The sequence below is a fragment of the Paracoccus sp. (in: a-proteobacteria) genome (assembly GCF_032007265.1).
Taxonomy (GTDB): domain Bacteria; phylum Pseudomonadota; class Alphaproteobacteria; order Rhodobacterales; family Rhodobacteraceae; genus Paracoccus.
Map to the genome: position 1 here is coordinate 1 of NZ_DALZMB010000041.1, position 20,486 is coordinate 20,486.

Here is a 20,486-nt window from a genome sequence, read left to right on the forward strand (position 1 = left end):
AACGGCTATTCCGGGCATGGATTGCAACAGGGACCGGCGGCCGGGCGTGGTGTTTCGGAACTGATCATCTATGGTCGCTACCAAACGCTGGACCTGTCCGAGGTTGGCTATGAGCGGATCGTTGCGAACCGACCTTTCCTTGAAAAGGCGGTTATCTAAGGGCCGGGGAAGGGCAAAATTTTGACGCTGCATCGCAGGGCTATGACCATCAGAAAGCGGCAAGCATGAGCGAGCGGCCTTTTCGCTTGCCGCCGTTGAACGCGCTGCGGGTTTTTCACACCGTTGTACGCCATCGCAGCTTCCGAAGTGCGGCAGATGAGCTGCTGGTCACGCCGCAGGCGGTTTCTCAGCAAATCAAATTGCTGGAAGAAACGCTTGGGATCGAGCTGTTTGAACGCAAGGGCCGTGCAATTGAACCCAATGAGCAGGCAATCTTGCTGGCCCATTATATTCAATCTGCCTTCGACGAAATGGCCGAAGGGGTGCGCCGGGTGACCAAGCTGGGTCGTCGTAACCGCATCAACGTCAATGCCAGCCCCTATTTTGCGACCCGCTATCTGTTAGACCGTCTGGCGCGGTTTCGGGACAGGATGCGAGATGCCGATTTGCGGCTGACCACAATGGTCGAGCTGCCGAACTTTGTCTCGGACGATGTCGATGTCGCGATTCAATGGGGCTATGAGGGGACGTGGAAGCAAAATCAGGCAACGCTTTTACTGCGTGATTACAAGGAAATATGCTGTACCCCCGAGCTGGCGCGCCAGATTTCCGGCCCCGAGGATCTGTTGAAGCTGCCGTTGCTGCATCCAGTTTTAGCCGACAAGCTGTGGCGCGACGTGCTGCTGCATTTGGGTGTTTGCGAGGCCGCCTGCCATGCCGATACGCTGTTTCAGGATGCGGCAACCATGCGGCGCGCGGCAGTCGCCGGGCTGGGGGTCGGGCTGATCTCCACAATTGACGCCGAAGAGGATCTTAAACTGGGCAAGTTGGTTGCGCCTTTCGGCCGCGCGATCATGCAGAAAATGCCTGAGGCACAGATACCGGGCTTTTACCTTGTGCTGCCCAAGGCCAACCGCCGCGTCAAACCGATTGCAGCCTTTTGCGAATGGATCGAGCAAGAGATCTGGGACGCCGCGGGCCACGACTAAGCCGCGCGCCTTGCCGCAAGCACAGCTTGCGGCGCCTTCCCCGATGATTTCCCTGCGCGCGCAAGGGGCATCCCTAACGGCCTTGCCGCAAAGGATCATCCAGCCAAGGAATTGTCGCGGCATTCACAGAACATGCAGGCATAGCCCTCGCCAGACCCATCGCGGTTTTGCCATATTGATTGGCAATCGGATCAGGCTGGACCGGATCATGCGAATGGTCCGCGTGGATCTGCCATCCATGCCTGCTGTCGCGGCACCCCTCGGTCAATTCAGCCCGCGCCTTTCTTGGCTTGCGGACGAAACTTGACGCATTCCCAGGCAGGGTCTTGGTGTCTTGTCCATAAATGACAAGAAAATCTTGTCATTCTCCCGGTTTTCTTGATTTGGCCTGGCACGCCAGCGCGCCACAGTGGGGCGGTATCGAAAGCAATAACCAAACACCCCACAACCCAGGCCTCCCGATGTCCCTCATGGACATGACATTTCGTAATTTGGGGCCATGGAATGCGTGCTTTGGACAAAGACGGGAAGGGCGAAGGCGCTGTTACTGGAAAATCAAAAAACGCTGGTTCGCGTAGACTCGCTTGGAAAAAGCTTTGGCAGCCTAGAGGTTTTGCAAAACATCAGCCTTGAGGTGAAATCGGGCGAGGTTTTGGCGATCATCGGGCCAAGTGGCTCGGGCAAAAGCACTTTGCTGCGCTGTCTGAATTTTCTTGAGACCCCCGACATCGGAAACATCGAGGTCGCCGGGGTCAAGATCGATGCGGGCAAACATCCAAGCCAGCGCCAGATCCTGGAATTGCGCCGTATGGCGGGCATGGTCTTTCAGTCCTTTAACCTTTTCCCCCATATGACGGTGCTGGAAAATGTCAGCTTCGCCCAGAAACGCATTGCCAAACGCAGCCAGGCCGAGGCTGACGCCCGCTCGATCGAATTGCTCAAGCGTGTCGGGCTGGAACAGAAGGCGCGCGAATATCCGCACCGCTGCTCGGGGGGGCAGCAACAGCGTATCGCGATTGCCCGCGCCTTGGCCCTTAGCCCCAAGGTTATGCTGTTTGACGAGCCCACGTCTGCGCTGGACCCCGAGCTGGGCCTAGAGGTGCTGTCGGTCATGCGAGAGCTGGCACAGGACGGCATGACGATGATTGTCGTCACCCATGAGATGCAATTTGCCGAAAGCGTTTCGGATCACGTGATGATCATGGCCGATGGAAAGGCCATCGAATACGGGCCGAGCGCCGAAATCATGCGCAATCCTCAGACGGCTCGTGCGCAGCGCTTTCTTCATGCGGTCAGGGATCGCTAATGGCCGAGATTGCAGCACATATTCTGCGCGGTTTGCCCTGGACGTTGGGCGTGACCTTTCTTGCGCTTGTGATCGGGATGGTCCTTGGGGTGCCGCTGATGCTGGCGCGCATCTCGCGGCTGGCCTGGCTGCGGTTGCTGTCAGGATCGGTGATTACCTTTGTGCGGTCTATCCCGCCAATCGTCTGGCTTTTCGTGATCTTTTTCGGCCTTGGCAGCGGATATATCCGCATCCAACCCTTTCCAGCCGCGGTCCTTGGGCTTGGCCTGATCGCTTCGGCCTATATGGCCGAGATCTATCGCGGCGCATTGCTGTCAATTCACGCCGGGCAATGGGAGGGCGCGGCCGCGCTTGGCATCAGCCGCACCAGCATGTGGCTAGAGGTGATCTTACCACAGCTTTTCCGCGTCGCTTTGCCCGCATTGGCGACCTATGCGATTGGTTTGCTTAAGGATTCGGCAATCGCCTCGACGATTGGGGTCAACGAAATGACCTTTGTCGCCAACCAGCAGGCCATGGCCACCTATCGCGGGCTTGAAGTTTTTAGCGTGGTTGCTGTCGCCTATATCGTGCTGAGCCTGCCCATCGCCTGGGCCACGCGGGTCATCGATCAGCGTATGCGCAAGAAGGTGTCCAGATGATTTCGGAAATTCTGTCGCAAGGGGGCACATGGCTGCCCGATATGCTGTCGGGTCTTCGCCTTAGCGTGACCGTCACCATCGCAAGCCTGTTGATCGGGCTGCCTTTGGGCTTTTTGCTGTCACTGGGCGTGATGTCGCAATCGCGCGCCAGCAATGCCATCGCTTTGATCATTGTCGAGATTGGGCGTGGGGCTCCGTCGCTAGTTTTGCTGCAATTTGCCTATTTCGGCCTGCCAAGCACGGGGATGACGCTGACCTCGTTTGGCGCCAGCGTCGCGGCTTTGAGTTGGTCAACCGCGGCCTATACCAGTGAAATCATTCGCGCGGGCTTGCTTTCAGTTCCCGCGGGCCAACGCGAAGCGGCCATGGCAATCGGGCTGACCCGAACGGATATGATGCGCTTTGTGATCGTGCCGCAAGGCCTGCGCATCGCCATTCCCGCCCTTTTGGGTTTTGCCATCCTGATCTTTCAGACCACCTCGCTTTGCTTTGCGATCGCGCTGCCCGAGCTGACCAGCCGGGCCTATGAAATTGGAACCAATACGTTCCAATACCTGCCAGCACTGGTGCTTGCAGGCCTTCTCTACCTGATGGTCTGCATTCCCATGACGCTTGTCGTTCATTGGATCGAGACCCGCAGAACCTACTGAAGACACACAATAAACTGACAGGAAGGTCCAATATGAACATCAAAATCGCTGTTGGCTTGACGTCCTTTGCCTTGCTGGCCTCATCGGCAGCTTTTGCGCAAGACTGCACACCAAAGCATCAGATCACCACAGTTGAAGAGGGGTTTCTGACCGTCGCCGCCCCGACATTTCCGCCTTTCTCGATCCCCAAGGGCGAAAGCGATCTAAGCGGTATCGACGGTGAAATCGTCAAGGAAATTGCGGCGCGCGAATGCCTGAAGATCAAGGTCGCGCCCGTGGAATATGCGACTGCCGTGCCCTATGTCGTCTCGGGGCGCGCGGATGTGGCCATAGGCAACTATTACCGCACGGCCGAGCGCAACAAGGTCGTGAACATCTCGGCACCGCTTTATCTGGATCAGATGGGGATTTACTCCAAGGATGGCGTTGACGCCATCTCGGCGCTTGAGGGACGCCGCGTGGGTACGGTGCAAGGCTATATGTGGGTCAACGACATGAAAAAAATCATGGGCGACAAGTTGAGCCTCTATAATAACTATGTCGCGCTTTATCAGGACATGGATGCCGGCCGTATTGACGCCGCGCTTGACGGTGTGGCAGTTGGCACAGCCGCGCAAGAAGGTGGCACCTTGAAAGACGTCAAGATCGTCGTGGCGCAAAAAGATGACCGCGTCGGCGCCACTGTCGAGCCGCCGCAGGCAGGGCTACCGCTTTCCAAAGACAATTCCGAACTGCTGACCGCTGTGGACGAGATCGTCAACGAACTGCATTCAAGCGGGCGCCTTGTCGAAATCCTTAAAGAATTCGGCATGCCGGAATCGACTGCGGCTGTCGGCGAGCCGCGTCTGGTTCAGTGATTATGACAACAGTTGGCCCGGTTCGGGCCAACTGACCGCTCTGTGCAGCCCCAACGAGCCGTGCCAGAGCAACGGGGTTGCAGTGTGATTAAGTTTACATAATTCGGCTTATTGAGAGCTGGAATGGATCGGTGGGCTCCGTTTCGAAACGAAACAAGCTCTGACTTCCCGGCTGTTGGGTCTCAAACCCGATCGCGTGGCCCAACATCGTAACTTTGATGCACGCCAGTTTTATGCACCCGTCGCGATAGCACAAAAGCGCCCTTAACTCGCTAAGACATCATATTGTCGCGGATGGTGCAGATTTGGTGTGCGGACAAAGCTCTTTGCCCGCACACGGCAGAATTACTTCTTTTTATAGGCGACGCAGTCGACCTCGACCTTGCAGTCAACCACCATCGAGGACTGAACGCAGGCGCGAGCGGGCGGATGCTCGTGAAAGTACTTTTCAAAGACGCCGTTGAAGCTCCAGAAATCGCGAGCATCGTCCAACCACACGCCGACGCGCATGATATCGCCCACATCATATCCGGCATCCCTGACGATTTGCAGCATATTCTCGATGGCGATCTCTGCCTGCTCGGCGATCCCCTGCCCCACAACCTCACCGTTGCGCATGGGTGTCTGTCCCGAAACGTAAAGCCAGCCATCAGCTTCGGTCGCCTTAGCAAAGGGCAGTGATTTTTGGCCAGAGCCTTTCGAGGCCCCGACACCGTGACGAATGATAGCCATGTCAGTCTCCGTTTGGATGAATATTTGTCAGGATCAATCGCCCAGCAATTGGCGATCATCACCGTCGCGGTTGCTGACCAGCTCTTCCTTGATCCGGCGCAACAGCTGCAAAGATTGCGTCCGATCGGCATAGGCAACAAGGTTGGCCAGAACGTCGATGGCTGCAAGATAGGCAAAACGGGTCGACGTCGGGCGAAAGATATTCTTACCCTCTGCCAGGTCGATTGGGATCACGACCGAGGATCGCGCCGCCACCGGCGATCCGCTTTGCGTGATCGCAATCGTGGGGACGCCGTTTTGGTGATACAAATCCAGACACCGCACCAGCTCGTTGTCGCGCCCCGCCATTGACGACACAATCGCAACCGTTCCCGCCGTCGCAGATGCCGCCAGCATCAGGGCCATCGATTTGTCATTGGTGCTTTGTACGTGGCACCCCAGACGAAAAAGGCGGTTCTGGATCTCATTGGCAATCATCGAGGAATTTCCCCCCGCCCCGACCGCCTGAATAAAACTGGCCCCACGCAACAGTTGCGCGGCCCTTTCCATTGCCGGCAGATCCAGTTGTTGATGCAGCTTGAAAAGCGCGTCCTGGGCCTTGGTCACAATATCCTCGGCAACTTCGGCGGCCGTCGAGGTGGGGACCTCGGGCTTGAGATAGCGCAACCCGACATAGGTCATGCGTGCCAGCTGAACCTTGAAGTCGGCATAGCTATTGCAGCCGATGCGCCGACAAAAGCGTGTGATCGTGGGGGCCGAGACACCGACCCTTTCTGCCAGATCGCTGATCGAGGACTGAACCGTCTGATCGACATTCTCAAGCACAAGCTTGGCAATGCGAGCATCCAGCTTGGATAGCATCTGTTTCTCATCTGAAAGGGTTTGAAACAGGTCCAAGCGTGATCTCCTGTCGGAATGAAGCTCAAGGTGTTGGTGAAAAATAATTACATATAATGGCTCTGGTCAAGCAGGATGACTGGAAACCTGCGGGAATATACGCTGAAATGCGTAAATAAAATACGACGACTGTGATTCCCTACCATTTCCAAAGGTGAAATATGACCTACCCTTGGCCCGAAGCCGGAACCGCGCTGGACGATATTCCGACACCGATGCCCGTCATCGACGAAACCATTCTTGAAAAGAATATCGCACGCGCCCAGACCTATATGGCGCAAAACGGCAAGGCATTTCGGCCTCATATCAAGACCCATAAGATCCCTGCGCTGGCCAGGCAGCAGATCGAAGCGGGGGCCTGCGGCATCAACTGCCAGAAAATCACCGAGGCCGAGGTCTTTGCCGATGCCGGCTTTGACGATATTCTGATTACCTATGACATTCTGGGCGCCGCCAAATTGGCGCGTCTGAAGGCGCTGAACGATCGGGTCGCGCGTCTGTCGGTCGTCGCTGACAGCGCCACGGTGATCGAGGGGCTGGGCGCGACCTTCGATGCCGCGCGACCTTTGCGCGTGATGGTCGAATGCGATACGGGCGGGCGGCGCTGCGGTGTCCAAACCCCCGAGGCGGCAATTGCGCTGGCCGAAAAAATCGTTGCCGCGCCCGGTCTCGAGTTTCTGGGTCTGATGACCTATCCCGCGCCCGGCGGTGCAGCCGAGGTCGAGGACTTTTTGACCAAGACCATGCAAGGTCTGGCGGCCAAGGGTATTGCCTGCCCGGTCCGCTCTAGCGGTGGATCGCCCGATCTGTACCTGGCGCATCTGGTGCCTTCGGCAACCGAACATCGCGCCGGGACGTATATCTATAACGATCGCAGCATGGTGCGCGCGGGGCAATGCGGGCCTGACGATCTGGCAATGACCATTCTGGCAACCGTGGTTTCCCGCCCTACCCCTGACCGCGCGATCTTGGATGCGGGGTCCAAGGCGCTGACCTCGGATCTTCTGGGTTTCAGCGATTATGGCGAAATTCTGGGGGCCAAAGGCGCGCGGATTATCGGCCTGTCCGAAGAACATGCTGTTGTCGATCTAAGCGCGGTCGAAGGGGACTTCCCGCCGATAGGCGCGGTCGTGCGGGTTGTACCGAACCATACCTGCGTCGTCAGCAATCTGTTTGATCGCATGGTGTTTCACCGGAACGGCATTGTCACCCGAGTCGAAGATGTCGCCGCACGCGGCACCGTTTGGTAAAAATTTTCTCTGCTGGCCGGGCGAATTCCCCCGGCCAGCGGAATCCCGCCCCAAATGGCCATGAAAATTTCGTGGCTTTACGCAGCAAGATTTTCACCGGCCCTGCCTGCCGCACGGCGGCGGCACCATAATCCCCAAGGCTGCGCAGCGTTCTGCATCAAGGGCAGAATTTCACGAGCGAAAATAAGGGCAATTTAAGACCACCCATTTTCTTCGTGTCGTAAATTAATTTCTTTATATTTGAAAATATCGAATAATTATTGACTTAACTGGCGTGAATGGCCGAATATTGGGTAAATAAATTACGCTTCTGGCCGTCACTTCGCCTTTAAGGCATCCGATGGTGCCTCACTTGCCCGCTCGTCATCGAAAGCTGCTCATGCGCATTTTCACTGCCTCGCTTGCAACCGAAACCAATACGTTTTCGCCGGTTCCAACCGATATCGAGGCCTTTCGTGCCGCATTTTTTGCCGCTCCGGGCGAGCATCCCGACACGCCTACGCTGTGTTCGTCTGTCGTGCCAATCCTGCGCCATCGCGGCAAAGCCGAAGGGTTCGAGGTGATCGAGGGGACGTCTTGCTGGGCCGAGCCTGCCGGGCTGATCCAGCGTGCAACCTATGAATATTTGCGCGACCAGATCCTGGATCAGCTGCGCGCGGCCATGCCCGTCGATGGGGTCATCCTGGGCCTGCATGGCGCGATGGTTGCCCAGGGCTATGACGACCCCGAGGGCGATCTGCTGGCGCAGGTGCGCGCCATTGTCGGACCCAATGTTTTGGTGTCGGCCGAATTCGATCCCCATAGCCATCTGACGGACAAGCGCGTGCAAAACCTTGATCTGATGGCGACCTTTCTTGAGTTTCCCCATACTGATTTCGAAGAGCGAGGGGCGCATGTCGTCGATCTGTCGCTGCGCAGCCTGAAGGGCGAAATCCGGCCAAAGATCTCGACCTTCGATTGCCGTATGATCACGATCTATCCGACCAGCCGCGAGCCCATGCGCGCCTATGTGGATCGCATCAAGGCGCTGCAAGGCAAGGATGGCGTTCTGTCCATCTCGATCATCCACGGCTTTATGGCCGGTGATGTTGCGGATATGGGAACGCGGATCGTGGTCGTGACCGATAATGATGCGGCCAAAGGCGAGGCCTTGGCACGTGATCTTGGTCACGAGCTGTACCGGATGCGCCGCGAAACCGCGATGCCGATGCTGTCGCCCGATGCAGGGCTTGACCGGGCAGTCGCGCTGCGCAAGGCCAATCCCGACCTGCCTGTCGTTATTGCCGATGTTTGGGATAATCCCGGCGGCGGCGTGGCTGGCGATGCCACCGATCTTTTGCGCCGCATGATTGCGCGCGCAATGACAGATACCGGCGTGGCGACAATCTGGGATCCGGTTGCGGTCAGTTTTGCCCATGCAGCAGGCGCAGGCGCCGAAATCGAGATGCGCATTGGCGGCAAATCCTGCGCGCAGGGCGGTGAGCCTTTGGATCTGCGGGTTCAGGTCGTCCGCGTGGTTTCTGAGGGGTGGCAAAGCTTTCGCAACAGCCGCGTCACCCTGGGTCGGGCCGCTGTCATCCGACCGGTCGGCACCCAGATGGATATCATCTTGATCACCAGCCGCACCCAGACCTACGAGCCTGATATCTTCACCAATCTTGGCATCGACTTTGCCAATAAAGCCTATCTTTTGGTGAAATCCACCAACCATTTCTACGCCGGTTTCGCGCCGATCACCTCGGAGGTGGTCTATATCGCCGCGCCGACCTCGTACCCGACCGAGCCGGCGACCACCCCTTATCTCAAGGCCAGTCACAATCTGTGGCCGCGCGTCGCGGACCCACTTGGTCTTGATGACTAAGCCGCCGACTTTTTCGGCATCCAACTGATAATCAATCAAAAACGAACCACAACAGGAAGGCACGACATGAAAAGGACCGCTCTCGCATCAAGCTTTGTCGCCCTGCTGGCCGGGTTTACCGGCATGGCGCAGGCTGGTGATGGCATCTTGACCGTTGCCACGATTGGCGAACCACCCACGCTGGACGCCATGCAAACCCCGACCGATATCGTGCTGACCATTGACCAGCATATTTTTGAGACCCTTTTCACTTATGATGCTGCCTGGCGCTCGGTTCCGCTGCTGGCAGCCGCGATGCCCGAGGTCTCGCAAGACGGCCTGACCTATCGTATCCCCTTGCGCGAAGGTGTGACATTCCATGACGGCAGCGCTTTTGACAGCGCGGACGTCGTGGCCTCGCTAGAGCGCTGGATGAAGGTCAACTCGAAGGGCAAACAGGTTGCCGAAGTTGTCGAAAGCCTGACAGCTGACGGCGATCATGGCGTCGTGATCAAGCTGAAGTCACGCTATGCGCCGCTTTTGGCGACGATGTCCCAAGCGGCAATCATCGTACCTTCCGAAAAGATCGGCGAAGAGCTGACCGAATTCATCGGCACCGGCCCCTATGCGCTGAAAGAACGCAAGCCTGACCAATATACCCAGCTTGTGCGCTTTGACGGCTATAAATCCCCCGAGGGCGAGATCAGCAACTATGCAGGCAAGCGAGAGGCCATCGCCAAAGAAATCCGCTTTGTGCCCGTTCCCGACGCCAATACCCGCGTCGAAGGCTTGATTGCGGGTCAATTCGACTTTGCCGATTCCCTGCCAGTCAGCGCCTTTGACCGCGTCAGCGAAAGCACCGTCGCCGCCCCGGTCATCTTCGAGAATGCCGGTTGGGCATCGATGAATATGAATATGAAACAGGGGCTTTTGACGACGAAAGAGCTGCGTCAGGCGGTACAGCTGGCGCTGAACCCAAATGACATGATGCTGGCGGCCTTTGGTGATGAAAAGTTCTTTAGCGTCGACGGCTCGATCTTTCCCGAGGGCTATATCTGGCACACCGAGGCAGGGGTGACCCGCTATGGTGATGGCGACCCCGAGGGGGCGGCCAAGATGCTGGCCGATGCGGGCTATGATGGCCAGCCGCTGCGGATTCTGACCAGTCGCCAATACGAATTCCACTATAAGATTGGCGAGGTCGCAAAGGCCTATCTCGAGACGGCAGGGTTTAAGGTCGACCTACAGGTCGTCGATTGGGCAACCTTGACCGAACGCCGGGCCGACCCTGCGCAATGGGATATTTTCATCACCCATTCGAACTTTCCCGGCGATCCGACGACGATCAATACCATCACGGATAGCTACCCCGGCTGGTATGTTTCCGATCAGAAGGCCAAGGCCGTCGCAACCTATATGGCCGCCACTTCGGATGAGGAAAAGGTCAAAGCCTGGGAAGGAATCCAGACCGTCATTTACGACGATGCCCCTCTGTTCAAGGTCGGGAACTTTAACGGCGTGACCGGCGTGGCCAAGGGGGTCAGCGGCTATGAGCCAACTTACTGGCCCCATTTCTGGAACGTCACACCGAAGGAGTAAGCCGCAATGAGCAAGGTCGCCCGCGCCTTTTCCAGGCGGATCATGGGAATGGTGGTCGTTCTTTTTATCGTGACGACACTGGTCTTTATAATCGTACGGGTCACACCGGGCGACCCTGCTGCGGTCATGCTGGGATCGGATGCCACCCCCGAGGACATCGCGCAGCTTCGCGATCGGATGGGGCTGAATGCACCGCTTTTGGTGCAATATGGCAAGTTTCTGTGGGGGCTGCTTCATGGCGATCTTGGCCATTCGATCTTTTTGAACCAACCCGTCGGGCAGGCTTTGCTTGCCCGCGCCGAGCCCACCTTTTTCCTGACCCTGTTTTCGATCCTGATCGCGTCGGGCATTGCTTTGCCCGTCGGCATCTTGTCGGCAGTCAAGCGTGGCACGCTTTTTGACCAGATCGTCGTGACGGTAACCATGATCGCGGCCAGCATTCCAAGCTTTTGGCTGGGTCTGATCCTGATCCAGATTTTCGCCGTCAATCTTGGTTGGCTTCCGGCATCTGGGTATGGTGGACCCGACACCCCTTTTCTGGACCGGCTTCAGCATCTGATCTTGCCCGCGGTCGCGCTTGGAGTGGTGAATTCAGCGCTGATCACACGTTTTACCCGCGCGGCCATGCTGGACGTTCTGGGTGATGACTATGTCCGAACCGCGCGGGCCAAAGGCGCAAACGAAGGCAGGGTCGTTTTGAAACATGCCTTCAAGAATGCACTGGTTCCCATCATCACCGTCATCGGCCTCTCTGTCGCCATGCTGGTTGCAGGCGCGGTCGTCACCGAGACGGTCTTTGGGCTGCCCGGCGTTGGCAATCTGGTCGTCTCGGCCGTGCTGCGGCGCGACTATCCGGTCATACAGGGCACGCTTCTGGTGGTGGCGGCGATCTATGTCCTGATCAACTTCATCGTCGACATGCTCTATGTCGCGGTCGATCCGCGGGTGCGCCTATGATTTTTTCGAACCTTTACAGTACCATGCGTCCGCTTTTGCGCAATCGCGCGGTTGTCTTTGGCATGATCATCCTGTCGATCGTGGTGCTTGCCGCGATCTTAGCCCCGCTGCTGGCACCCTATGCGCCAAACAAGCTGTCGATTGTGAATAAGCTAAAGCCGCCTTCGGCCACCCATCTTTTTGGCACGGACGAGTTTGGCCGCGATATTTTCTCGCGCGCGATTTATGCGGGCCGCATATCGCTTTTGGTCAGCCTTGGCGTTGTCGCCCTGTCTAGCGTCCTTGGCATCATCCTGGGCGTCATGGCGGGCTTTTTCCCGCGCCTCGACACGCCCATTTCGCGGCTGTTGGATGCCATGATGTCCTTTCCCGATATTTTGTTGGCGATTGCGCTGGTTGCGGCGCTGGGGCCGTCGCTTGTCACCGTCATCATCGCATTGGGCATCACCTATGCCCCGCGACTTGCCCGTATCGTGCGCGGATCAACACTGGTATTGCGCGAAATGCCCTATATCGAGGCCGCCGTCACCTTGGGTTTGCCAACCTGGCGTGTGCTGACGCGGCATCTTTTGCTGAACCTTGCCTCGCCCATTCTGGTCCAGGCGACCTTTGTTTTTGCATCTGCGATGCTGGCAGAGGCCAGCCTGTCGTTTCTGGGCGTGGGCGTATCAACTGACATGCCGACTTGGGGCACCATGCTGGCCTCGGGGCGAGAGTATATGAACAATGCACCCTGGCTGATGATCTTTCCCGGTCTCGCCATCGTCTTTTCGGTGCTATCGCTGCAATTGCTGGGCGACGGGTTGCGCGATCTGGTCGATCCGCGTCTGTCGAAGGAACGCTGACATGACAGAAGTGGCACAAATGCCGGTCTTGGCGGTCGAAAATCTGACCACCTCTTTTCGATCAGCAGCGGGTTGGAACCCGGTCATCCGTAATATCAGTTTTCACATCGATGCAGGTGAAACCGTTGCGATCGTTGGGGAATCCGGCTCGGGGAAAAGCGTCACCGCACTTTCCGCAATGCGGCTTTTGCCGCGCGATAAATCCCGCAGCCAAGGCCGTATCCTGCTGAACGGGCGAGATGTTCTGGCCCTGTCCGAAGCTCAGATGCGGCGGGTTCGCGGGGGCGAGATCGGCATGATCTTTCAAGAGCCGATGACCTCGCTGAACCCGGTTTTCACCATCGGAAACCAGCTGGCCGAGGCATTGGTTCTTCACAACGACATCAGCTGGCGCGATGCTGAAAGACAGGCTTTGCACCTGATGGAGCGGGTGCGTATCCCAGCCGCAAAATCGCGATTGCATGAATATCCGCACAAGTTTTCGGGGGGGATGCGCCAGCGCGTCATGATCGCAATGGCGCTGGCCTGCAAGCCTCGCCTGTTGATCGCGGACGAGCCGACAACCGCGCTGGATGTCACGATTCAGGCCGAAATTCTGGCGCTGATCCGTGAGTTGCAGCAAGAAGAGAACATGGCAGTTCTGTTCATCACCCATGACATGGGTGTGGTGGCCGAAGTCGCCGACAGGACCGTGGTGATGTTTCGCGGTGATATGGTCGAAACCGGGCCGACTGCCCAGATCTTCTCGCGCCCCGGCCAGCCCTATACCAAGGCCTTGCTGGCCTCGATCCCGCGCCTTGGGACGATGGGGGCTGCACTTGGCCCGCGCCGCTTTCCCGAGGTTGACCTGAAAACCGGGCAGGCAAGCGAGGGGGCCGAGATGCCCGCCCCCGTTGCCAAGGCCGAGCCGGTTGTCTCGGTTTCAAACCTGTCGGTGCGGTTCGAACTGCCGCAGGGTCGCATCCATGCTGTCGAAGATGTCTCGTTTGATCTGCATGCCGGCGAGACCTTGGCACTGGTTGGCGAATCCGGCTGTGGGAAATCAACGACCGGGCGGGCGATCATGCGTTTGCAAGATCCGACGACAGGTCGCGTCGTGATTGGTGGGCAAGACATTGCCCATCTGAAAGGGCACCAACTGCGCGGGCTGCGGCGATCTGCGCAAATGATTTTCCAAGACCCTTTCGCCTCGCTAAATCCGCGCATCAAAGTCGGGGCCGCCATCGTCGAGCCGATGCTGACCCATCGCCTGATGCCCAAGCCCCAAGCGCGCGAGCGTGTGGCCCAGCTTTTAACCCAGGTTGGCCTGTCGCCCGATATGGCCGAACGCTATCCGCATGAGTTTTCGGGAGGGCAGCGCCAGCGCATTTCAATTGCGCGCGCGCTGGCGCTGGATCCGCAGCTGATCGTTGCCGATGAAGCGGTCTCGGCACTTGATGTCTCTGTCAAAGCGCAGGTCGCCAATCTGATGTTGGATCTACAGGCCACAAGAGGGTTGGCTTATCTATTCATCTCGCATGACATGTCGGTTGTTGAGCGCATCAGTCACCGCGTCGCGGTGATGTATTTTGGCGAGATCGTGGAAATCGGGCCGCGCGCAGAGATATTCAACAACCCGCAGCACGCCTATACCCAGCGCCTGATCGCGGCAGTGCCGATCCCAGATCCAGGCCGCCGTGGCACGATGCAGCCCATCCCCGCCGCCGAGGTCCGCTCGCCGCTGCGGCCCTTGGATTACATTCACCGCAAACGTGAATATCGCGAGGTTTCGCCGGGCCATTTCGTGCAATTGATGCCACAGGACTAGGCGCGGCGCATGCACCTTGCGTTATTGCGGGGTGATCAGGTCGATCTTGGGGAAATAGGTCGCATAGCGACCGCGATCTCGGGTCAGCAGCCGATAGCCGCGAATGGCCGCATGGGCGCCAATATAGAAATCAGGCAGCGGAGAGCGGCGGTCGCCCCCTCGGCGCCGATAGGCCAGATAGGCCTTGCCCGCCAGGAAAGCAGCCGCCCAAGGCAGCGGCTCGCGATGAAAGACATCTTCGGGCAGCAGAGCATTCAGGGTTTCGATCTGGCTATGCGAGACTGACAGCTCGGCATAGATGATCGGATTGATCACCAACCGCGCATATTGCCCGATCTGCGCAAGCTGCGCCGCAGACCAACCCGCCCAGATCGGGTCGTTGGTGGCAATATCCAGCAAGATATTGCTATCGATCAGAACCGGCGTCATCCGCGCGTCAGCGCCATGATTTCATCCGTGGACATCGAAACATCTGCACTGCCGCGCAAATCTGCAATTGCCTGCGTCAACCGAGATACGCCCTTACCATCCCCCTGACCCGCAGGTACGACACGAACGATGCCATCATCGCCTATCAAAAACTCAACCTCGGTGCCGGGGTGAAAGCCCGCAAGATTACGCACATCCTGCGGAATGGTGACCTGTCCTTTGATGGTGATGCGCATCTTGTTTCCTTTCGGTAATACCAAAAGTAATACCATAATGCGTCCGGTTATGTCCAGTATCGTCAGACCGCGTCCTGGCACAAGGAAATGGCCCTTTACTGGGCTTTTTGGGCATTTTCACGGCAGGGTGGCTTTCCCCCTGCGGACTGCTGGCATAAGGACAGGCCAGAATTTCGCAGCGGACAAGCCAAAGGATATGCCGATGCCTGGGATCAATCTGGACGCGCTGGAACATGCGCTTGACCTGCTTGCGAACCAATATCGCGGGCCAGGCGGGGTTGCGGGTGTGGTCAAAGACGGCAAGGTCATCGCGCGTCGCGTTTGGGGCTATGCCGACATGAATGCGCGCAAGCCGATGCTGGACAGCACACGCTTGCCGATTTGCTCGATCTCCAAACAGATGACCTGCGCGCTTTTGCTGGACATGTTCGACACACCCGAGGTGCTTGATCCGCTGTTGCCGACACTTTTGCCGCACCTCAAGGGCCAGATGCCGCAGGTGGCCGAACTGTGTCACAACCAGTCGGGATTGCGCGATTACTGGGCATTGACGGTGCTGCATGGCGCCGTCCCCGAGGCGATTTTCACGCGCGAAGACGGTTTGCGGCTGCTGCAGTCCTATCAAAGCACGCATTTCACGCCGGGCATGCACTATTCCTATTCCAACGGAAATTTCCGCTTGCTGGCCGAGTTGATCGAACGCGCCTCGGGCCGCGATTTTGGCGAATTGCTGGCTGAACGGATCTTCGCACCCGCCGGTATGTCAACTGCCTGCCTTGCCGCCGATACCTCCAAATCGCTGGACGGGGTCGTTGGCTATGAAGGCAATCACGAATTGGGATTTTTGCCAGCCGGGCACGGCATATATTGGTTCGGTGACGCCGGTATTTCAGCATCTCTGAATGATATGCTGGCATGGGAGTGCCATATCGACGCCACGCGCAACGATCCAAACAGCCTCTACAACCGGATCTCGGCCCCGGTCAGCTTTGCAGATGGCACCCCGGCGGACTATGGCTATGGCTTGCGCCATGATCACCTGTGCGGACGACAGACAACTGGGCATGCCGGTGCGCTGCGGGGCTTTTCATCCTATCGCATGCATGTCGCGGCAGAGCGGCTGTCGATTTATGTCAATTTCAACCACGAATCCGGCGCGATCCGCGCGGCATGGCAGCTGGCCCATGCCGCGCTGGGTCAGGAGCCCTCAGCGCCGTCAACGCCCGAGGGTAATTGGAATGGGCTTTGGATGGACCAAGACAATGGTTTGTTTTTACGCACGAAAGCCACACCATCGGGCGTCAAGATGAACTATATGCATACGCCGCAGATGTTGACGACTGTGGGGCCGGACCATGCCAAGGCCACAGGGCTGGATATTATGCGCAAAGATGGCACGATCCACATGCGCCGCGAGGGCGAAAACCTGACCGTCACGGCCCTTCCCGTGGAGCCAATTGATCTGGCGGATGGTTGTCAGATCGCCGGGCGCTATCGCTCGGCAGAAATGGGCACCGAGATCGAGATCACCTCGGCCGGCGGAGGCACTTATATCGGCTTTAGCGGCACTTTGGGCCAAGGCCCGATGGAGCGTGTCTATCCACTTGCCGCCGATTTATGGTCTGTGCCGACGCGGCGCTCGATGGATGCCGCGCCACCGGGCGAGTGGACGCTGCAAATCCGTCGCGATCAGGACGGTAAGGTCAATGGGCTGGTGATCGGGTGCTGGCTGGCACGAAATATCGAATTCGAGCGGGTCTAGCACCGGATTTCTTTGATTTCTGCGTAAATCGTCAACGCATCCGAAACGACCTGCCCCTTATCAAAGCGGCCGCTGGTTGATCCGCGCGACGAACCAGATAGTGCCGCAGCATAAGGCCTTGGGCCTGATGCCACCTCGGAAATCTGCGCCCCTTTGGCAAGGGCGCAGAGGTTGAAGTCAAAGATCCTCGCGATCCACCGCGCTGTGTTGCGCATCTTGGGCTTCGCGCACGAACTGACCCGAGCTTTGATAGACCCAGCTGCGCCCAACCGAGGTTGCCAACCACATGTCGCCACCTGCCAATTCCGCCTGAGGATTGCGGGGCAACACATAAAGACGCATGAAAACCAGATAGAGCACCAGCCCCAGCGGGCATCCGATCAACACGGCATATTCGACGAACCAAGCCGCGACCCCGCCCGCGATCACCCAGGCCGCCAATCCGGCAAAGTTAAAGCCAGCGGTATAGCGAAACTGTCCATGCAACTGAAACAATTCGGGCACATTCAGGTGGCGGCGTCGGATCAGATAATAATCCGCCACCATGATCCCGCCGATCGAGGACAGGAACGCACCGTAATATCCCAAGAAAACGAACAGGTTATCAAGGATCAACCACGGAAAGCTAAGCGTGCCCACCACACCTGCAAGGGCGACACCGATCTTGTAGTTGATGGCGCGCGGCGCAAGGTTCACAAAGGTCAGCGCCGATGGGATCAGGTTGGCCGAGTTATTCGTTGACCACTGCGCCAACACCACCAAAAGCAGCAAGACCAGAAGCGATAGCCCCGTGGCGTCCCCCTGAATGACCTCGATCGGGTTCCAATTCCCAGTGGCCAGCATCGAAACCGCCCCAAGCCCCGCGATCAGCGCCTGTGTCACCGGCAGCGCAATCAATTGAGCCGCAAAAACATTGCGATTTCGCCGTGAGAACTGGCGCGACGGCTCGACTTTCAGAAAACGGGTCAGGTTCGGAATATCGATGGCCATGGTCGACCAGAAACCCATATTCGCCACAAAAAGCACCGCGATTGGCAAGGACCCCGGCAGGTTCGCATTCCAGATATTCAAACCCTTGGTCTGCGCAATTCCATCTAACGTGAAATACATCCAGACCGAGATTGCGATAATGGCCGGGGCAGCCAAAGACGCCAGCTTCTCGACCGACTTTATCCCCATCGCGGTATTGGCAACCTGCACCACTGCGAAAGCAGCGTACCACAGAAACCAGTTTGAAAAGCCGAGGAAATACTCGCCGATCCCGTTCAGGGCCAAAGCACCAAGATAGGTCTGAATGCCGAACCAAATCGCCGCGACAATCCCGCGTGATACGGCAGGCAAATGGGTGCCATGCACGCCAAATGGCGCGCGAAGATAGACCGCGAACGACAGGCCGTGCTCGGTTCCGATGTCAGCTGTCAGCAGCATGAAGGCGCCAATGACCAAATTTGCTGCAAATATGGTCAAGATTACCTTAGCAAGGCTGATGCCGCCGGAAACCCCCGTCGCTCCCAGTGAATAGGTTGCAATAATCACGGCGATGCCGACCCAAATCCAGATATAGCCCCATTTTCCGATGGGACGCTGATCCAGCCGGGTCGGCAGAATGGATTCTTCAATCAGGGCAGAGCGTGTCGGATCGGCAGTACCGATCTGGTCAGTTATGGTCATTGTCCTCTCCTGTTAAATCCCGGCTTAGGCCGGTGGTCATGGGCAATGAAAAAGGCCGCCCTAACCGGCGGCCTTTTCGTTATTTCGCAGCCAGCTTGGCGCGCAATTTGGCCGTTTCGGCCATATCCACAGTTTCCGATTCAAGATCGACCGAGACGCCATAGACCTGCCGGGCGTGATCGGCCGAATAAAAGCCGTCCAGCACATCCTCCAGCACCTTTTGCGCCGGGCGCTTCAGCGGGTTGCCATAGCCTCCGCCGTTGGGGCTGTAATAGGCCATCACATCATCGGCCTCGACCGCCAGCCCCGAGAATTTCGAGTACATCTCGCGGGGCTCTTCTGGGGTCTTGGCATTGTAAATCACGCAACGCCCGGTCGCCCCTTCGGTGCCACCAAAAATCCCCCAGGGTGCCTCGGTATGGCGTTCGGATTCGTGGGTGATAAAGCCTGGGGTCAAAACCCGCTGAGACTTGACCACGCCGATCCCGCCACGAAACTCGCCCGCGCCAGGAAAGGCGTCGTCGCGCAGCTCGTAGCGGTCGCAGATCATCGGCAGATGCATTGCCAGATCTTCAAGCGGGTTGTTGCGGGTATTGGCCATCAGATTGTCGATCGCATCCGGTCCGTCCGAGCGCGGTCGGCCCCCATAGGCCCCCTCGTTAACCTCGAGAAACACCCAGTAATCACCCGAGGGACGCACCCCTGAATAAGCCGCAAAGCTGATCGAGGCCGAAGATCCCGCGATGACCGTTTCGGGCATGACTGGCGCCAGAGCGCGAATAATCAGGTCAATCATACGGTTGCATTGCGTAAAGCGCGCCTCGGCCGAGGCGGGAGCTTTCGGATTGAAGATCGACCCCAATGGCGCGGTCACCGTGATCGGGCGAAATGACCCCTCATTCGAGGGCGCGCGCATGTCCGATGTGGCCGCATCCAGCAGCAGCTTACGAAATGCAGCATAGGCCGCAACTTTGGTCGACCCCTCGAATGGGACATTATAGGCGGTCGGCGTCTGATCGGCCGAACCAGTCAGATCGACCTCGACCTCGTCACCCCTGACCCGCAGCGTCACCTTGACCTTAAGGCGCTGATCGCGATTGCGTCCATCGTCGTCCAGCCAGCCTTCTGCGACATAATCGCCGTCGGGAATATCCGAAATCCGCGCCCTTGTCAGGCGCTCGGCATAATCCATCAGCTGGTTTGCAGCATTGAAAACCACGCTTTCGCCATATTTCTCGACCAGTTCGACGAAACGTTTCGCGCCTAGCCGCGCCGAGGCGACCTGTGCCTCGATATCCATGACCAGCTGTCCGGCAGCGCGCGAGTTGCGGCGGATATAGTTCCACATCGCATTGTTTGGCTGGCCCTTGCGGTACAGTTTGGTCCCAGCAAACAGCATGCCTTCAGCATAGACGTCAGGCACGTCGATGATCAGTCCCGGTGTGGCGGCACCAATGTCGACGTGATGGGCTGTATTGCCGGCAAAGCCAATCAGGCGATCTTGGTAAAAAATCGGCACCACGATCGCAAGGTCGGGGGTGTGCGAGGCCCCGAAATAGGGGTGGTTATGGACGACGACATCGCCTTCGTACCACTCACCATCCTCAAGGGTTTCAGCAATGCCGCGCAAATATCCGGGGATCGAGCCGATATGCATGGGCGTCGATTCAGATTCGCACAACGTATTGAAGTTTATGTCGAAAAGACCCGCGCCCAGATCCTGACTTTCGCGAATGATCGACGAAAAGGACATGCGATAAAGCACATGGCCCATTTCTTCGGCGATGGTTTCGAAGGCACCTCGGATCACCTGAAGGGTAATCGGATCGACCTGGGTGATCTTGCTCATGTCGTTCATG

18 protein-coding genes are annotated in these 20,486 nt (G+C 57.9%); 12 read left to right on the forward strand and 6 right to left on the reverse strand.

What is annotated here, in order from left to right; all coding sequences use genetic code 11:
* Positions 1 to 224 precede the first annotated feature (224 nt).
* The 5 genes from RTS12_RS10390 (at position 225) to RTS12_RS10410 (ending at position 4,602) form a co-directional block, all read left to right on the forward strand.
* On the forward strand, positions 225 to 1,148 hold the full coding sequence (locus RTS12_RS10390; RefSeq protein ID WP_312528172.1) for a LysR substrate-binding domain-containing protein: 924 nt from the start codon (positions 225 to 227) through the stop codon (positions 1,146 to 1,148).
* Positions 1,149 to 1,656: 508 nt separating this feature from the next.
* Positions 1,657 to 2,454, forward strand: a complete 798-nt coding sequence (locus RTS12_RS10395; protein WP_312528174.1) for an amino acid ABC transporter ATP-binding protein — start codon at positions 1,657 to 1,659, stop codon at positions 2,452 to 2,454.
* Complete coding sequence (locus tag RTS12_RS10400) at positions 2,454 to 3,095, forward strand: amino acid ABC transporter permease (RefSeq protein WP_312528176.1); 642 nt, start codon at positions 2,454 to 2,456, stop codon at positions 3,093 to 3,095. The genes RTS12_RS10395 and RTS12_RS10400 overlap by 1 nt, the downstream gene beginning before the upstream one ends.
* Positions 3,092 to 3,745, forward strand: coding sequence for an amino acid ABC transporter permease (locus tag RTS12_RS10405; protein ID WP_312528178.1), 654 nt, complete (start codon positions 3,092 to 3,094; stop codon positions 3,743 to 3,745). The genes RTS12_RS10400 and RTS12_RS10405 overlap by 4 nt, the downstream gene beginning before the upstream one ends.
* A 32-nt stretch (positions 3,746 to 3,777) precedes the next feature.
* Positions 3,778 to 4,602, forward strand: a complete 825-nt coding sequence (locus tag RTS12_RS10410) for a transporter substrate-binding domain-containing protein (protein WP_312528180.1) — start codon at positions 3,778 to 3,780, stop codon at positions 4,600 to 4,602.
* A gap of 345 nt (positions 4,603 to 4,947) precedes the next feature.
* Here the strand turns inward: RTS12_RS10410 and RTS12_RS10415 are convergent, their stop codons facing one another.
* The gene (locus RTS12_RS10415; protein ID WP_312528181.1) at positions 4,948 to 5,334 is read right to left on the reverse strand and encodes a RidA family protein; all 387 of its coding nucleotides are present in this window, start codon (positions 5,332 to 5,334) and stop codon (positions 4,948 to 4,950) included.
* Between the two features lie 33 nt (positions 5,335 to 5,367).
* The gene (locus tag RTS12_RS10420) at positions 5,368 to 6,231 is read right to left on the reverse strand and encodes a MurR/RpiR family transcriptional regulator (protein ID WP_312528183.1); all 864 of its coding nucleotides are present in this window, start codon (positions 6,229 to 6,231) and stop codon (positions 5,368 to 5,370) included.
* Between the two features lie 161 nt (positions 6,232 to 6,392).
* Between RTS12_RS10420 and RTS12_RS10425 the strand changes: the two genes are divergently transcribed.
* The 6 genes from RTS12_RS10425 (at position 6,393) to RTS12_RS10450 (ending at position 14,529) form a co-directional block, all read left to right on the forward strand.
* A complete protein-coding gene (locus RTS12_RS10425) occupies positions 6,393 to 7,481 on the forward strand; it encodes a D-TA family PLP-dependent enzyme (protein WP_312528184.1) in 1,089 nt (362 codons plus the stop codon).
* A gap of 379 nt (positions 7,482 to 7,860) precedes the next feature.
* Positions 7,861 to 9,342, forward strand: coding sequence for a M81 family metallopeptidase (locus tag RTS12_RS10430; protein ID WP_312528186.1), 1,482 nt, complete (start codon positions 7,861 to 7,863; stop codon positions 9,340 to 9,342).
* Positions 9,343 to 9,408: 66 nt separating this feature from the next.
* Complete coding sequence (locus tag RTS12_RS10435) at positions 9,409 to 10,920, forward strand: ABC transporter substrate-binding protein (RefSeq protein ID WP_312528188.1); 1,512 nt, start codon at positions 9,409 to 9,411, stop codon at positions 10,918 to 10,920.
* 6 nt (positions 10,921 to 10,926) lie between these two features.
* The gene (locus tag RTS12_RS10440; protein WP_312528189.1) at positions 10,927 to 11,877 is read left to right on the forward strand and encodes an ABC transporter permease; all 951 of its coding nucleotides are present in this window, start codon (positions 10,927 to 10,929) and stop codon (positions 11,875 to 11,877) included.
* Entirely contained in the window at positions 11,874 to 12,722 is an 849-nt protein-coding gene (locus tag RTS12_RS10445) for an ABC transporter permease (protein WP_312528192.1), read from the forward strand. The genes RTS12_RS10440 and RTS12_RS10445 overlap by 4 nt, the downstream gene beginning before the upstream one ends.
* A gap of 1 nt (position 12,723) precedes the next feature.
* A complete protein-coding gene (locus RTS12_RS10450) occupies positions 12,724 to 14,529 on the forward strand; it encodes an ABC transporter ATP-binding protein (RefSeq protein WP_312528195.1) in 1,806 nt (601 codons plus the stop codon).
* A gap of 21 nt (positions 14,530 to 14,550) precedes the next feature.
* Here RTS12_RS10450 and RTS12_RS10455 read toward each other — a convergent pair whose 3' ends face one another.
* Positions 14,551 to 14,958: a type II toxin-antitoxin system VapC family toxin gene (locus tag RTS12_RS10455; protein ID WP_312528197.1), complete on the reverse strand. Its 408-nt coding sequence runs from the start codon at positions 14,956 to 14,958 to the stop codon at positions 14,551 to 14,553.
* Positions 14,955 to 15,194: an AbrB/MazE/SpoVT family DNA-binding domain-containing protein gene (locus RTS12_RS10460; RefSeq protein ID WP_312528199.1), complete on the reverse strand. Its 240-nt coding sequence runs from the start codon at positions 15,192 to 15,194 to the stop codon at positions 14,955 to 14,957. The genes RTS12_RS10455 and RTS12_RS10460 overlap by 4 nt, the downstream gene beginning before the upstream one ends.
* Positions 15,195 to 15,396: 202 nt before the next feature.
* Between RTS12_RS10460 and RTS12_RS10465 the strand changes: the two genes are divergently transcribed.
* The gene (locus RTS12_RS10465) at positions 15,397 to 16,956 is read left to right on the forward strand and encodes a D-aminopeptidase (protein WP_312528201.1); all 1,560 of its coding nucleotides are present in this window, start codon (positions 15,397 to 15,399) and stop codon (positions 16,954 to 16,956) included.
* Positions 16,957 to 17,133: 177 nt separating this feature from the next.
* On the opposite strand, the gene RTS12_RS10470 is transcribed toward RTS12_RS10465, so the two are convergent.
* Positions 17,134 to 18,627: an NCS1 family transporter gene (locus RTS12_RS10470; protein ID WP_312528202.1), complete on the reverse strand. Its 1,494-nt coding sequence runs from the start codon at positions 18,625 to 18,627 to the stop codon at positions 17,134 to 17,136.
* 79 nt (positions 18,628 to 18,706) lie between these two features.
* Entirely contained in the window at positions 18,707 to 20,485 is a 1,779-nt protein-coding gene (locus RTS12_RS10475; protein ID WP_312528204.1) for a hydantoinase B/oxoprolinase family protein, read from the reverse strand.
* Between the last annotated feature and the right edge of the window lies 1 nt (position 20,486).

Bases quoted from the DNA above. Each gene is read 5' to 3' on its own strand.
- RTS12_RS10390 (WP_312528172.1), top strand. From the start codon at position 225: ATGAGCGAGCGGCCTTTTCGCTTGCCGCCGTTGAACGCGCTGCGGGTT.
- RTS12_RS10400 (WP_312528176.1), top strand. From the start codon at position 2,454: ATGGCCGAGATTGCAGCACATATTCTGCGCGGTTTGCCCTGGACGTTG.
- RTS12_RS10405 (WP_312528178.1), top strand. From the start codon at position 3,092: ATGATTTCGGAAATTCTGTCGCAAGGGGGCACATGGCTGCCCGATATG.
- RTS12_RS10410 (WP_312528180.1), top strand. From the start codon at position 3,778: ATGAACATCAAAATCGCTGTTGGCTTGACGTCCTTTGCCTTGCTGGCC.
- RTS12_RS10415 (WP_312528181.1), bottom strand. From the start codon at position 5,334: ATGGCTATCATTCGTCACGGTGTCGGGGCCTCGAAAGGCTCTGGCCAA.
- RTS12_RS10425 (WP_312528184.1), top strand. From the start codon at position 6,393: ATGACCTACCCTTGGCCCGAAGCCGGAACCGCGCTGGACGATATTCCG.
- RTS12_RS10430 (WP_312528186.1), top strand. From the start codon at position 7,861: ATGCGCATTTTCACTGCCTCGCTTGCAACCGAAACCAATACGTTTTCG.
- RTS12_RS10435 (WP_312528188.1), top strand. From the start codon at position 9,409: ATGAAAAGGACCGCTCTCGCATCAAGCTTTGTCGCCCTGCTGGCCGGG.
- RTS12_RS10440 (WP_312528189.1), top strand. From the start codon at position 10,927: ATGAGCAAGGTCGCCCGCGCCTTTTCCAGGCGGATCATGGGAATGGTG.
- RTS12_RS10445 (WP_312528192.1), top strand. From the start codon at position 11,874: ATGATTTTTTCGAACCTTTACAGTACCATGCGTCCGCTTTTGCGCAAT.
- RTS12_RS10450 (WP_312528195.1), top strand. From the start codon at position 12,724: ATGACAGAAGTGGCACAAATGCCGGTCTTGGCGGTCGAAAATCTGACC.
- RTS12_RS10455 (WP_312528197.1), bottom strand. From the start codon at position 14,958: ATGACGCCGGTTCTGATCGATAGCAATATCTTGCTGGATATTGCCACC.
- RTS12_RS10460 (WP_312528199.1), bottom strand. From the start codon at position 15,194: ATGCGCATCACCATCAAAGGACAGGTCACCATTCCGCAGGATGTGCGT.
- RTS12_RS10465 (WP_312528201.1), top strand. From the start codon at position 15,397: ATGCCTGGGATCAATCTGGACGCGCTGGAACATGCGCTTGACCTGCTT.
- RTS12_RS10470 (WP_312528202.1), bottom strand. From the start codon at position 18,627: ATGACCATAACTGACCAGATCGGTACTGCCGATCCGACACGCTCTGCC.
- RTS12_RS10475 (WP_312528204.1), bottom strand. From the start codon at position 20,485: ATGAACGACATGAGCAAGATCACCCAGGTCGATCCGATTACCCTTCAG.